The sequence below is a fragment of the Streptomyces sp. NPDC001393 genome (assembly GCF_053597455.1).
In genome coordinates, this window is the sequence record NZ_JBSFIH010000001.1 from 375,412 (window position 1) to 388,783 (window position 13,372).

The following is a 13,372-nucleotide window of genomic DNA, read 5'->3' on the forward strand; positions in this document are numbered from 1 at the left end:
CAACGCATGATCCGCACTCAGTACTATGCGGAGGATGAATTCGAGCTACCACGCTTCAACGGACCTGCGGAGCTCAAGGTTCTTGGGCACTGGGTGTCCGGAGACATTCAGCTCGTCGGGCTTTCCATTCTGGAAGCGATCGACCTGGTGAGGTTGGCGCAGGCCGATCCCGGTTTCACTCCGGAAGACCTGGACGGAAACGCCTTCACCGCCACCATCAGTCCTCAGGGCGTGGCGATCGAAAACCACTTCCTGGAGCATGTGCAAGGTGAATTCCCGCTGGACACGGCATTGGCGATCCTGCTCGATTTCTGGGACTACTATGCACTGGCGTCCTCCGGAAAAGTTGTGTCCCGTTGGAACGAGTACGTAAAAGAGAACGGGCGGGACCCGCTCGCGGGGCTTCGAGAAATCACCGTGTGATTCACCGTCCAAAGAGACCTGGGAGTGCGCTTTCGAACAGGCTCACCCGGACAGCACTGGCCGAAGAACCGACGACCGACCACGGGGACCACGGGGGCACCGCATGACCAAAGACGTGATCGCGCTGACCGACCGCATGCCGGACGCCTGGAGTGTCCTGGCCGGCCTCCTCGCGGGCGGTCCCGATCTCCAGGTCCGGTCCGTCGCCGAAGGAGCGGTCATCCAGCTCTGTGACGCGGAGGGCCGCCCCCTCGTCTCGATCGAGGCCCCGCTGCTGCTCCATGTGCCGGGGGAGGCGCAGCGACTGCTCGGTGCCACGGGGGCCGACGACGAACAGAAGTGGTGGACCGAGGCCCGCGCCTCCACCGCGGTGCCCGAGGCCGAACGGCTCGCGGGGGCCTTCGCCGCGCGCCTTGCCACCCTGCTCGGCGGCACCGTCTGGCCGCCGGACGCGCCCGGCGCCGATGACCCGGCCCACCCCGTCGACACCTCCCAGATCACGGCCGTCCCCACCCCCGCCGCCGCACAGCCCGCCGTCGACGTGCTCACCGACAAGGTCGCCGTGGTGCTCCAGGACCGGCCCGTCATCGGCATGACCAGCTGGCTCTCCGAAGCGCTGCGCGCCACCCTCGCAAGCGAACGCGCCCTCCAGATCGTCACGCCGCGCCACTGTCGGCTCTCCTTCCCCACCAGCACCGTGCTCAGTGGCCCGCCCATGCGCTGGGTCGTCCAGGACCCCGACTGCGGCTACTACGACGGCCAGTCCGGCGCCGTCCTGCGCTGGCGGGACGGTGCCTTCGACGCAGTCAAGGACGCCGACGGCCAGGCACCGGTCGCCCCCGCCTTCGCGGACGTCACCCGCACCGGGGAGCGCCAGCTCCTCCTCAGCTTCCGCACGGTCCACCAGCCTCACGCACACCTGGTCCTCGGCGGCGCCCTGGAGGCCGCCTGGCAGGCCCTCGCCGGCGAACTCCCCACCGGCTGGGGCACCGCCGAACCGGCCAACCTGCCGTGGTCGCGGCGCGGCCTCACCGATCTGGCGTACGAGCGCGCGCCCCAGCCGACCTGGACCATCGTCGTAGGCTCGGCCGACCGGCCCGCCCTCGCCACCCTGCGCGTGCTGCGCACGCCGGACGGCGTCGAGGAGGACGTCACCCTCGCCGTCGGCTTCCGCGACGGCGAGAAGCCACCGGTGTCCGCTGTGGCGGACCTGGCCGCCGAGCTCACCGCGCGGCACGGCCTGCGCACCCTCCTCGCCCAACTGCGCGAGGCCCGCGCGGACCTCACCGCGCCGCCGTGCCTCGAACGCCCACCCGTGCCGTTCGGTTTCGCCCTGGGCCCCGCCGAAGTCGCCGAGGCGGGTACCGACACAGCCGCCCGGCCGCCGCTGACCGCCGCCCCGGTACGGCTCGGTACCGCGGCCCGGCCGGGCTACTACTACCCGCTGGGGGACGGCGAGTCGGCAGCGGGCTGGACCGCCTTCGAGACACTGCTGCGGCACCTGCGGGGCGCCCCGTGACGCGCGCTGGTCACGGCACGGGCTGATCCAGAAACCGCAGGGCGGAAGCCCCTTCGGCCCTGCACTCGAACCAGACCGTCTTTCCACCGCCGAGAGCCGCTGACACGCCCCACTTGTCGACCACGGCATCGAGCAGGGTCAGGCCCCGGCCGCCCTCCGAGTCAGGGTCAACATGCGTTGTCAGACAGGGGAGTTCGCGATAGGCGTCGGTCACTTCCACCCGTACGCCCGCCGTCTGTCGCGCCAGCAGCACCGTGCAGCGGCGGTCCGGCACGTGCCGTACGACATTGGTCACCAGCTCACTCACGCCCAGCTCCACGGCGAACGTCAGCTCCGTCAGCTGCCACTCGTGCAGCAGCGAGCGGACGATACGGCGGATGTGGTGCACCGAGTGCTCGCCGACGGTGAGGTTCATGCGGTACTGGGGGGTGTGGGGAATGTTGAGGTTCACAGGACGAGGCTGACCTCGGATCACTACGCTGTGCTACGCCTTGAACACAACTGGTTCGAGAGGGGACTTGCCGTGGTGAACATCAACACCCTCGACCCGAGCGCCTCGCCGCTCGACTACTACGGCTTCGAGTTGCGCCGGTACCGTGAGGGGGCGGGGCTCACACAGAGGCAGTTCGGGGACGTCATCAACTACACGGGGTCGATGGTCGGCCAGGTGGAGACGGCCCGGAAGCTGCCGACGCTGGACTTCAGCCAGCGGTCGGATGCCGCGCTGTGCACGGGAGGGTTACTGACCCGACTCCACCCACTGGTGATGCGCAGTCAGCTTCCGGCGTGGTTCCAGCAGGTGGCGGAGCTGGAGGTGCGGGCGGTTGAGATCTGCACGTTTCAGGCCCAGTTGATTCACGGGCTGCTTCAGTCCCCGTCCTATGTACGAGCGGTACTCGGAGTGCTGGACCAGGACAAACTGGGGGACCGCGTGGCCGTTCGGCTCGCTCGTCAGCGCATCTTCGAGAAGGAGGAGCCGCCCGTCTTCTGGATGGTCCTCAGCGAGGCCGCGCTGCATCAGGAGATCGGCGGTGACAAGGTCATGCGTGAGCAACTGGCCTACCTGTTGACCTTCGAGGACGACCCACGGATCAATGTCCAGATCCTGCCTTACTCGGTCGGCGAGCACCCAGGCCTGCAAGGCTCGTTCAACGTCTACCGCTTCGTGGGCGATCCGAGCATCGTCTATACCGAGGGGTACGGCAGCGGGCATACGACCGCCAACCCGGACACCGTCAAGGACTGCTCGCTCCGTTACGATCATCTACGAGCCGCCGCGCTCTCGATCAAGGACTCGGCGGGGCTGATCCGAGAGGTGATGGAGGACCGCTATGGAGAGCATCTGGCGTAAGTCCAGCTACAGCGGAGACCAGGGCGGTGATTGCGTCGAGATCGCCGAAGCCCCCGCCAGCATCTCTGTCCGCGACTCAAAGACCCCGGCGGGACCGATCCTCACCCTCGACCCCGCCGCCTTCACCACCTTCGTGAACTGGGCCGCTACAGCCGCTGAATGATCGTCCCGGTGGCCAGTCCACCGCCCGCGCACATGGTGATCAGCGCGAACTCCTTGTCCGTGCGCTCCAGTTCGTGCAGGGCGGTGGTGATCAGGCGGGCGCCGGTCGCGCCGACCGGGTGACCCAGTGCGATCCCACCGCCGTTCACGTTGACCTTGTCCAGGTCCTGTTCGAAGACCTGGGCCCAGCTCAGCACCACGGACGCGAACGCCTCGTTGATCTCGACCAGGTCGATGTCCTTCAGGGACATGCCCGCCTTGCCCAGCACCGCGCGGGTCGCGTCGATCGGGCCGTCCAGGTGGAAGTGCGGGTCGGCGCCCACCAGCGCCTGGGCGGCGATCCGCGCCCTCGGCTTCAGCTTCAGTGCCCGCGCCATCCGCTTGGACGCCCACATGATGGCCGCCGCACCGTCCGAGATCTGCGACGAGTTGCCCGCCGTGTGGACGGCCGTCGGCATCACCGGCTTCAGGCGGGCCAGCGCCTCCATGGACGTGTCCCGCAGGCCCTCGTCCTTGTCCACGAGCCGCCACATGCCCTGACCGGCGTGCTGCTCATCCTCGGTCGTCGGCACCTGCACGGCGAAGGTCTCCCGCTTGAAGCGTTCCTCGGCCCAGGCGAGGGCCGCCCGCTCCTGGGAGAGCAGGCCCAGCCTGTCCACGTCCTCCCTGCTCAACCCCCGGTGCCGGGCGATGCGTTCGGCCGCCTCGAACTGGTTCGGCAGGTCGACGTTCCACTCGTCCGGGAACGGCTTGCCGGGGCCATGCTTGGACCCCGATCCCAGCGGGACCCGGCTCATGGCCTCGACGCCGCAGCTGATGCCGACGTCGATGACGCCGCCCGCGACCATGTTGGCCACCATGTGCGAGGCCTGCTGGGAGGAGCCGCACTGGCAGTCGACCGTCGTCGCCGCCGTCTCGTACGGCAGCCCCATGGTCAGCCAGGCCGTGCGCGCGGGGTTCATGGACTGTTCGCCGGCGTGGGTGACCGTGCCGCCGACGATCTGCTCCACCGCGTCGGCGGGGATGCCGGTGCGGCCGAGGAGTTCACGGTAGGTCTCGCCCAGGAGATAGGCGGGGTGCAGGTTGGCGAGCGCGCCGCCGCGCTTGCCGATCGGGGTGCGGACGGCTTCGACGATCACGGGTTCGGCGGCCATGGGTGCGGGTCCTCTCCGAGGGCTCTCCTCCGGAACGTGCAGAACTAGAACGCGTACTAGTTCTCAGGGCAGTTTGCTGACGTGATGTCCATCACCGCAAGGGTCGTGCAGCGGATTGAGGGTGTCGCACCTCTTGCGAGTTGTAGAACCCGTTACTACGTTCACAGCACCAGCTGATGGTCCGTCAGAACGGACGGGAGCCGCCGATGCACTGCCCCGCGCTGCCCGACGGGTTCGACTTCACCGACCCCGACCTGCTGCACCACCGTGTGCCCCTCCCGGAGTTCGCCGAGCTGCGCCGCACCGAGCCGGTCCGCTGGATCCCGCAGCCCCACGGGCTCGCGGGTTTCGCCGACACCGGCTACTGGGCCGTGACCCGGCACGCGGACGTCAGGTACGTCTCCACGCACCCGGAACTGTTCTCCTCCACCGTCAACACCGCGATCATCCGCTTCAACGAGCACATCGAGCGCGACGCGATCGACGCACAGCGGCTGATCCTGCTCAACATGGATCCTCCGGAACATACGCGGGTGCGGCAGATCGTGCAGCGCGGCTTCACGCCACGTTCCATCCGCGCCCTGGAGGACCGGCTCCGGGCGCGTGCCGAGGCGATCGTCGAGGGAGCCAGGGCCCGCTCGGGCCCGTTCGACTTCGTCACGGAGGTCGCCTGCGAACTGCCCCTGCAGGCCATCGCCGAGCTGATCGGCGTACCCCAGGAGGACCGGGCCAAGATCTTCGACTGGTCCAACCGGATGATCGCCTACGACGATCCCGAGTACGCCATCACCGAGGAGGTGGGCGCCGAGTCGGCCGCCGAGATCATCGCCTACGCGATGAACATGGCCGCCGAGCGGAAGCGGTGCCCCGCCCGCGACATCGTCACCACCCTCGTCGCGGCGGAGGACGAGGGCAACCTGAACTCCGACGAGTTCGGCTTCTTCGTGCTGATGCTGGCGGTCGCCGGGAACGAGACCACCCGTAACGCCATCACCCACGGCATGCACGCCTTCCTCACCCATCCCGAGCAGTGGGAGCTGTTCAAGCGGGAGCGGCCGGGGACGACGGCCGAGGAGATCGTGCGCTGGGCGACCCCGGTCAACGCCTTCCAGCGGACGGCCACACAGGACACGGAACTGGGCGGGGTCCGGATCAGGAAGGGCGATCGCGTCGGGCTGTTCTACGCCTCCGCCAACCACGACCCCGAGGTCTTCACCGACCCCGACGCCTTCGACATCACCCGCGACCCCAACCCCCACCTCGGCTTCGGCGGTGGCGGGCCGCACTACTGCCTCGGCAAGTCCCTGGCGATCCTGGAGATCGACCTGATCTTCAACGCGCTCGCCGACGCGATGCCTCAGCTGCGGCTGGCCGAGGCGCCCCGGCGACTGCGCTCGGCCTGGATCAACGGGGTCAAGGAACTCCAGGTCACCACCGGCTGACCCGGCGGGTCGGCCCACCCCGAGGGAGGCAGGAGCACCCCTACCCCAACGCCCCGTTCCTGCCTCCCCCGAGGTCGTGTCGCTTACTCGCGGCCGGATGTCAGGGCCGCCAGCACGCCCGACGCCACCGCCGCGATCAGCAGCGGGATGCCCAGTCCGTGGTGCAGGACCAGCCAGGCGCCCAGGCAGGCGCCGACGAACATGGCGATCACCGAGGCCGTACGGCGCGGTGAGCGGTGGCCGGTGGCGTCGCCGAGACGGGACTCGGAGGCCAGGCCGGTCAGGGTCATGGTCAGCACGGTGGTCGTCAGGTCGGCGACGCCCAGCTTGCGGACCGTCGCGTTGCGCAGGCCCATCGCATACCCCGTGAGGGCGATCAGGGCGTAGACCGTGCCGGTGGCGTGCGGCCAGGCGAAGGCGACCGCCGCCGACAGGGCCACCAGGACCGCTTCGGCGGCCAGCGTGAGGCGGGTCCAGGTGCGGCGCGAGTTTTTGCCGGCGCGTGCCGCCAGCCGGCCGCCGGTCACCGCGCCCAGCAGGAAACACCCCAGCGAGGTCGCCGTGTGCGGGACGGAGAAGCCGGGCGCGCCCGCCGCCGCGAAGCCGAGGACGACCACGTTGCCGGTCATGTTCGCGGTGAAGACCCGGCCCAGGCCCAGATAGCTGACGGCGTCGATCAGCCCGCTGACCACCGTCAGGGCCAGCAGTACGATCACCAGCCGCAGCCCGCGCGCCTCGCGGTCGTACGTCTCCTCCGCCGGTGTCTCTTCCGCTGCGCTCACCGCCCCAGTTGACCACGTGGGGACGAGGGAACGCCGAAGGCGGCGGCCCGGGGATCGGGGGCCGCCGCCTTCAGCGGCTGCGGGGCGCGGTGCGGACGGCTCAGTACCAGCCGTTGGCCTGCCAGAAGGCCCAGGCCTTCTCCGGGCTGCCGTACCGCGACTTCATGTAGTCCAGGCCCCACTTGATCTGGGTGGCCGGGTTCGTCTTCCAGTCGCCGCCGGCGGAGGCCATCTTGGAGGCCGGCAGGGCCTGGACCAGGCCGTAGGCGCCGGTGGAGCTGTTGGTGGCGGACGGGTTCCAACCGCTCTCGTGGGAGACGATCTTGCTGAACGCGTTGAACTGCGCGGCGTCCGGGATCATCTTGTGCGCGATCGCCTGAGCGGAGGAGGCCGACGCGGGGGCGGCCTGGGCGGGCGCCGCGGTCAGAGCCAGGCCGGCGGTGGCGGCGGCCACGGCGGCGGTGGTGAGGGCCTTCTTCGGGGAAGCGATGCGGCGGATGAAGGAGACGGACACGGAGTACCTCTTGCGTCGGGGACAGGGGATCGCCCGCATGGGACGGGCCACGCGCTGTGGCCTCATGCGTCGGCACCGCGGCCCGAGGGCTCGTGGTGCCTGGCGACGTCGTCCAGAGAAGCAGCCCGGAAAGCCGTCCGCAATGACCCCTTTTACTAGTTGTGGCCGGATGGGTGGGATTCGCCGACTCTGTGACCTGGGTCGCAAACCGCAGGTCAGCAGGGATGCACTTAAGGGCGTATCGGACATTTCGCACTACGACCTGGCGTCGTAGGTGACGTGCGTCATGTGGGGTGCTTCACCGGCCCGCTCGCACTGTGTGAAGTGTCGGATCCGTTTTGTGCGCATTTCGGAGCGCCGAATGTGACCGCGGTCTCGAAGGCGGCCCGCCGTGTGGCCCGGCGCAGCGCGCGCAGCACGGCAGGGCCGAGGAAGAGGGTCAGCACCACCGTGCACAGGGCCCGGCCCAGGTCCCAGCCCAGCGAGGTGGCCAGGCAGTAGGCGACGAAACGGGCCAGGTTGGCGGGGACGGAAGCATGGGCGTCGAAGGAGATGTCCGAGGCGGCGGCCCCCATGAACGGCCAGCCGGCCAGATTCATGACCGTGCCGTAGGCGAAGGCGGCGAGGAAGCCGTAGGCCGCGAGCAGCGCGACTTCCGTACGGCCCCGCAGCCGGATGGGGCCCGGCAGCAGCCCGGCGCCCATCGTGAACCAGCCCATCGCCAGCATCTGGAACGGCAGCCACGGCCCGACCCCGCCGGTGAGCAGGGCGGACGCGAACATCGTCACCGAGCCCAGGGCGAAGCCGAAGCCGGGGCCCAGCACCCGCCCGCTGAGCACCATCAGGAAGAACATCGGCTCGATGCCCGCCGTACCCGCGCCGATCGGCCGCAGCGCAGCCCCCGTCGCGGCGAGCACGCCCAGCATGGCCACGGCCTTCGGCCCGAGATCCGACTCGGAGATCGTCGCCGCCACGACCGCGACCAGGAGGAGGAGCAGGCCCGCGAAGAGCCAGGGCGCGTCCTGGGCGTGCGCGCTCAGCTGCGAGGCGGGCGGCGCGAGGAAGGGCCAGCCGAAGGCGACCACACCGACCGCGCTGACCAGCGCGAGGGCGGCTAGGGAGCGGGGGCCGAGACGGACGGCGTGCAGGCGGGCGGCCCTCATGCGAGGGCCTGCCGTACTTCGGCGACGGTGAGCCACTGCTGCGGGGCGAGGATCTTCGTCACCTGCGGCGCGAAGGACGGCGAGGAGACGACGATCTGCGCCGTCGGCCCGTCGGCTATGACCTCTCCCTCGGCGAGCAGGACCACCCGGTGCGCGATCTCGGCCGCCAGTTCCACGTCGTGCGTGGCCAGGACGATCGCGTGCCCCTCCGCGGCGAGGCCGCGCAGCACTCTCACCAGGCGCGCCTTGGCCGCGTAGTCCAGGCCGCGCGTCGGCTCATCCAGCAGGAGGAGGGGCGGCCGGGCGGTCAGCACGACGGCCAGGGCGAGCGCCAGACACTGCCCCTCGGACAGGTCGCGGGGGTGGGTGTCGTCCGTGATCCCCGGCAACAGCTCGGAGACCAGCGCCCGGCAGGTCCCCGGCTCGGCTCCCGCGTCCCGGTCGGCCGCCGCGCATTCCTCGGCGACCGTGTCGGCGTAGAGGAGGTCCCGCGGTTCCTGGGGGACCAGGCCGACGCGCCGTACGAGGTCGGGGGGTGCGGTGCGGTGGGGTTCGGCCCCGCCGACGGTGACGGTTCCTGTGGTGGGGGTCACCAGTCCGACCAGGGAGCCGAGCAGGGTGGACTTTCCGGCGCCGTTGCGGCCCATGAGGGCGATGGTCTCGCCGGGGGTGACGGTGAGGTCCAGGTGGCGCAGGGCGGTGATGCGGGAGCGGCGGACGGAGAGGGAGTGGACTTCGGCGATGTGCGGTTGCCGGAGTTCGGGGGTGGGGGAGGCGGGGCGGCGACGGAACCGGAGGCGGCGGCCTGTGCTGGTGCCAGCCGGGGGTTCGGTCGCTTGCCCGCGCTGGCGGGGTGCCTCCCCCACTCTCGACTTCGCTCGAGCGGGGGGACCCCCACCGCCCACCCGTGCCGCCCCAGCGGCACGACTGCCCGCAGCTGCGGCGGCGTGACCCGCCGCGGCGCACGCGGCCAGGCGTTCTCGCAGGGGACCGGCTTGGCGGCGGGCGTCCCGGACCGTCAGGGGGAGGGGGTTCCAGCCGGCCACGCGGCCCAGGTCCACCACCGGGGGGAAGACGGGGGAGACGGCCATCACCTCCGGCGGGGTGCCGACGACCGGTGGCTCGCCCGGGGCTGGGAGGAGCACAACCCTGTCGGCGTAGTGAAGGACACGCTCAAGGCGGTGCTCGGCCATCAGGATCGTCGTGCCGAGGTCGTGCACCAGGCGCTGGAGCACCGCCAGGACCTCCTCCGCGGCGGCCGGGTCCAGGGCCGAGGTCGGCTCGTCCAGGACCAGCACCTGTGGGTGCGGGGTGAGGACCGAGCCGATCGCGACCCGCTGCCGCTGGCCCCCGGAGAGCGTGGCGATCGGGCGGTCGCGCAGTCCGGCCAGTCCCAGCAGGTCGAGGGTCTCCTCGACCCGGCGCCGCATCACCTCCGGGGCGAGGCCCAACGACTCCATGCCGTAGGCGAGTTCGTCCTCCACGGTGTCGGTCACGAAGTGGGCGAGCGGGTCCTGGCCCACCGTGCCGACCACGTCGGCGAGTTCGCGCGGCTTGTGGGTGCGGGTGTCCCGGCCCGCCACCGTGACACGGCCGCGCAGGGTGCCGCCGGTGAAGTGCGGCACGAGACCGCTCACCGCGCCGAGCACGGTCGACTTGCCGACCCCGGACGGACCGACGAGCAGCACGAGTTCACCCTCCGGCACCTCGAAGTCGACGCCTTGGACGGTCGGTTCGGCCGCACCGTCGTACGTCACGCTGACATCCTCGAAGCGGATCACGACGACGGCTCCTTGGGGTCCTTGGGGTCTTTGGGGACGACGAAGGCGGGCAGGAGGGCGAGGAGGATCGCCGCGGCGGGCCACAGGGGGAGGGTGGGGGCGACGAGGGGGACGACGCCCGGGTGCAGCCCGTCCGGGTCGTGGGCGGCGGCCAGGCCGAGCAGCGCGGCGACCGCGGCGCCGGAGCCGGTGACCAGCCAGGCCCGTACGTCCCACGGGTCCGGCCGGTACCGGGTGCGCAGCGAACGCCGGCCGCCGAGGCGCAGCCCCGCGAGGGCGGCGACGACACCGGCGAGCAGCAGCGGGATGCCGTAGGTGCCGCCCTCCGCGGTGAGCAGCCCGTACGTTCCCGCGCACACGCCGAGCAGGCCGCCGAGGGTGAGCGCGGCCGTCGTACGGCGGATGCGGGCCGGAACCTCGACGGTGCGGCCGTAGCCGCGGGCCTCCATCGCGGCGGCGAGCGCGACCGAGCGCTCCAACGCGCCCTCCAGCACCGGCAGTCCGACCTGGAGCAGGCCCCGCAGGCCCCTGTCCGGGCGGCCGCGCAGCCGGCGGGCGGCGCGCAGCCGCTGGACGTCGGCGATCAGGTGCGGGGCGAAGGTGAGCGCGACGACCACGGCGACGCCGGTCTCGTACAGGGCGCCGGGGAGGGACTTCAGGAGGCGGGCGGGGGCGGCGAGCGCGTTGGCCGCGCCGACGCAGATCAGAAGGGTGGCCAGCTTGAGCCCGTCGTAGACGGCGAAGACGAGCGCCTCCGCCGTGACCTTTCCGCCCAGGCGGATGCCCTGCGCCCAGTGGGGGAGGGGGACCTCGGGGAGCGTGAGGAGGGCGTGGGTGCCGGGGATGGGGGAGCCCAGCGCCACCGCGAAGAGGAGGCGGATGAGGAGGACGGCGAGGGCGAGTCGGGCGAAGGCGGGGTAGGCGCGGGCGGTGGGGGTGTCGGTGCGGTGCGTCGCCACGACGTAGGCGGAGGCCGCTATGAGGAGGGCGAGGAGGAGGGGGTTGGTGGTGCGGGTGGCGGCCGTGCCGAGGCCCAGCGCCCAGAGCCACCAGGCACCGGGGTGAACAGCGGTGCGTGAGCGCCCCGAAGGGGCGCCGACGCCGTCAGACGGAGTCATCGCGTCGCCGTCGGAACTGCCACACCGCCGCGCCGCCCAGGAGGACGACCACCCCCGCACCGATCGGCAACCCCAGAGAAGGCCCGCTGTCCGAACTGCCGGTCTTCGCCGGGGCCTTCTTGCCCGAGGACGCCGAAACCTGTTCCCCGCACCCCTTCTTCGGATACCCGGCGATCGCGCACAGCAGGGCGTTGGTGTCGTAGCGCAGGGGCGGGGCGACGGCCGCCAGGGCATCGGCGGTCGTCGCGTCGGCCGGGATCCGCGCGCAGGCCGTGCGGCGGGCCGGCGGCGTCTCGCCGGACGGCGCGTCCGCGGGGGTGCCGAAGTCGAGGACGAGAGCCACCCGCTTCGTACCGGACCTGGCGGGCGTACCCGAACAGATCGTGCCGAAATCCGCCGCCCCGCGCGGCCGGCTCGCGTCCGCCGAGTCCTCGCTCACCGCGAAGCGGAAGCCCTCCACCGCGCCGTCGCCGGGGCGGGCGGTCGACGGACCCTGCGTGGCATACGTCCAGCGCCCGCCCGAGCGCTCCCAGAAGGACCAGTAGCGATACCCGGCGGCCTGCGCCTGACCCGCCCCGGCCAGCAGGACGAGCGCGGCGCACAGCAGGCTCGCGGTGCGGCGGACGGCCCTCACGGCTGCCGCTTCTTCCGGCCGCTGAGCAGGAAGCCGACGCCGATGCCCGCGACGAGGCAGACGCCGACGAACCACCAGACGCCGAAGCCGGAGCCGCCGTCGGACTTGGTCTCCTGCTGGTGCCCGGTCGCCGCCATCTGCGGGAGCGGGCCGAGCTCGTTGAGGGACCGGACCAGGCTGGTGCCGCCGAAGTCACCGGGCTGGGCGCCGACCGCGTGCGCGGCGAGGATCAGCTGGGCGTACGCCGCCGGACCGCTCTGCGCCGCCCAGTGCCCGGCGTTCTTCTGCAGCCAGTCGTACGCCTTCTTCGCCTGCTCCATCCGGCCGTCCGCGGCGAGCGCGACCACGGTGTCCGCGGTGTTGCCGAAGTCCGGCTGGTCCTTGGCGCCGGGCAGCGCGGACTGCAGGTGTCCGGTCTTGCCGACGGCTGCCGCGAGGTAGGCGCCGGCGTTGTCCGCGACCTGCGCCGGACGGCCTGCCTTGGCGCACGTGTCCTTGGCGGGCGCCTGGCCGGCTTCGGCCACGAACCCCTTGCCGAGGGCGCCGAGCACCCCGGCCGCCGTGGCGTCCGCGTTGGCGGCCAACGTGCCCTTCTTGTCCGGCTGGTAGGCGAGGGCGCCGCCGCCGTCCCGGTCGCAGGGCAGGGCCATGGCGGCCAGCAGGTCGTAGGGGGACTTGCCCGCCTTCCGCACGGACGCGGGATCCGTGCCCACCGCCGTCAGCGCGCCGATGACGACGGAGGTGGAGTTGGTGTCGCTGGCCCCGCCGGGCGAGTAGCCCCAGCCGCCGTCCTTGTTCTGCACGGACTTCAGCCAGGCCACCGCCTTTTCGACGGCGTCGTCGTGCCCGCCGACGGCCTTCAGGGCCTGGACCGCGGCGCCCGTGTTGTTGGTGTCCACCATGGCCTTGCCGTCGCAGGCCTTGGCGGGGACGGCGCGGAACGCGGCGAAGGCGCCGTTCGCGCACTGCTGGCCGGCGAGCCAGTCCACGGCCTTCGCCGCCGGCCGGTAGCCGAGGGTCCGCTGGGCGATGAGCGTCAGCGACTGGCGCCACACGCCGTCGTAGGTCGGGTCGGAGGTGCCGTACAGCCCGGACGGGATCGCGGCCTTCGCAGAGGGAGAAGGGGACTGGCCGGCGGCCGTGGCGGGCGCGGCGGCGGCCAGCACGCCTACGGCGGCGAGAGCCGCGGCACTGCGGCGGACGTTCATGGTCGGCGACTGCCTCTCCTGCGGGGGAGCCGGGCAGCGCACGGGAGACACCCCGGGCGGCTCGGCTCCGTGAACCTCGACGGTGCCGTGCACGGCGGACCGCCGGCGCACGCGAGCCGGT

At 71.7% G+C, this 13,372-nt stretch carries 14 protein-coding genes; 5 read left to right on the top strand and 9 right to left on the bottom strand.

Annotated elements, in window-relative coordinates; all coding sequences use genetic code 11:
- The first annotated feature begins 6 nt into the window (after window positions 1-6).
- Together ACWC2T_RS01680 and ACWC2T_RS01685 are read left to right on the top strand one after the other, a co-directional pair.
- Window positions 7-423 (top strand): hypothetical protein, encoded by a 417-nt coding sequence (locus tag ACWC2T_RS01680; protein WP_450668461.1) that lies wholly within the window; start codon window positions 7-9, stop codon window positions 421-423.
- 103 nt (window positions 424-526) lie between these two features.
- Window positions 527-1,942: a DUF6177 family protein gene (locus tag ACWC2T_RS01685; RefSeq protein WP_450668462.1), complete on the top strand. Its 1,416-nt coding sequence runs from the start codon at window positions 527-529 to the stop codon at window positions 1,940-1,942.
- A 10-nt stretch (window positions 1,943-1,952) separates the two neighbouring features.
- Here ACWC2T_RS01685 and ACWC2T_RS01690 read toward each other — a convergent pair whose 3' ends face one another.
- Entirely contained in the window at window positions 1,953-2,357 is a 405-nt protein-coding gene (locus ACWC2T_RS01690; RefSeq protein ID WP_450668706.1) for an ATP-binding protein, read from the bottom strand.
- A 108-nt stretch (window positions 2,358-2,465) separates the two neighbouring features.
- Here ACWC2T_RS01690 and ACWC2T_RS01695 point away from each other — a divergent pair, with 108 nt between their 5' ends.
- Complete coding sequence (locus tag ACWC2T_RS01695; protein WP_450668463.1) at window positions 2,466-3,293, top strand: helix-turn-helix domain-containing protein; 828 nt, start codon at window positions 2,466-2,468, stop codon at window positions 3,291-3,293.
- Window positions 3,274-3,456: a DUF397 domain-containing protein gene (locus ACWC2T_RS01700; RefSeq protein ID WP_450668464.1), complete on the top strand. Its 183-nt coding sequence runs from the start codon at window positions 3,274-3,276 to the stop codon at window positions 3,454-3,456. Before ACWC2T_RS01695 ends, ACWC2T_RS01700 begins: the two co-directional genes overlap by 20 nt.
- Here ACWC2T_RS01700 and ACWC2T_RS01705 read toward each other — a convergent pair.
- Entirely contained in the window at window positions 3,440-4,609 is a 1,170-nt protein-coding gene (locus tag ACWC2T_RS01705; RefSeq protein ID WP_450668465.1) for a steroid 3-ketoacyl-CoA thiolase, read from the bottom strand. The genes ACWC2T_RS01700 and ACWC2T_RS01705 overlap by 17 nt on opposite strands.
- Before the next feature lie 206 nt (window positions 4,610-4,815).
- Between ACWC2T_RS01705 and ACWC2T_RS01710 the strand changes: the two genes are divergently transcribed.
- Entirely contained in the window at window positions 4,816-6,051 is a 1,236-nt protein-coding gene (locus tag ACWC2T_RS01710; RefSeq protein ID WP_450668707.1) for a cytochrome P450, read from the top strand.
- Window positions 6,052-6,134: 83 nt separating this feature from the next.
- Here ACWC2T_RS01710 and ACWC2T_RS01715 read toward each other — a convergent pair whose 3' ends face one another.
- From ACWC2T_RS01715 to ACWC2T_RS01745, 7 genes are all read right to left on the bottom strand, one after another.
- Entirely contained in the window at window positions 6,135-6,833 is a 699-nt protein-coding gene (locus ACWC2T_RS01715; RefSeq protein ID WP_450668466.1) for a YoaK family protein, read from the bottom strand.
- A gap of 100 nt (window positions 6,834-6,933) precedes the next feature.
- Complete coding sequence (locus ACWC2T_RS01720) at window positions 6,934-7,347, bottom strand: aggregation-promoting factor C-terminal-like domain-containing protein (RefSeq protein ID WP_450668467.1); 414 nt, start codon at window positions 7,345-7,347, stop codon at window positions 6,934-6,936.
- Window positions 7,348-7,631: 284 nt separating this feature from the next.
- Complete coding sequence (locus ACWC2T_RS01725) at window positions 7,632-8,510, bottom strand: ECF transporter S component (protein WP_450668468.1); 879 nt, start codon at window positions 8,508-8,510, stop codon at window positions 7,632-7,634.
- Window positions 8,507-10,291 (bottom strand): ABC transporter ATP-binding protein, encoded by a 1,785-nt coding sequence (locus ACWC2T_RS01730; RefSeq protein WP_450668469.1) that lies wholly within the window; start codon window positions 10,289-10,291, stop codon window positions 8,507-8,509. Before ACWC2T_RS01730 ends, ACWC2T_RS01725 begins: the two co-directional genes overlap by 4 nt.
- Entirely contained in the window at window positions 10,288-11,409 is a 1,122-nt protein-coding gene (locus tag ACWC2T_RS01735; protein WP_450668470.1) for a CbiQ family ECF transporter T component, read from the bottom strand. Before ACWC2T_RS01735 ends, ACWC2T_RS01730 begins: the two co-directional genes overlap by 4 nt.
- The gene (locus ACWC2T_RS01740; RefSeq protein WP_450668471.1) at window positions 11,396-12,043 is read right to left on the bottom strand and encodes an SCO2322 family protein; all 648 of its coding nucleotides are present in this window, start codon (window positions 12,041-12,043) and stop codon (window positions 11,396-11,398) included. The genes ACWC2T_RS01735 and ACWC2T_RS01740 overlap by 14 nt, the downstream gene beginning before the upstream one ends.
- Complete coding sequence (locus ACWC2T_RS01745; RefSeq protein ID WP_450668472.1) at window positions 12,040-13,251, bottom strand: prenyltransferase/squalene oxidase repeat-containing protein; 1,212 nt, start codon at window positions 13,249-13,251, stop codon at window positions 12,040-12,042. Before ACWC2T_RS01745 ends, ACWC2T_RS01740 begins: the two co-directional genes overlap by 4 nt.
- Window positions 13,252-13,372: the final 121 nt, after the last annotated feature.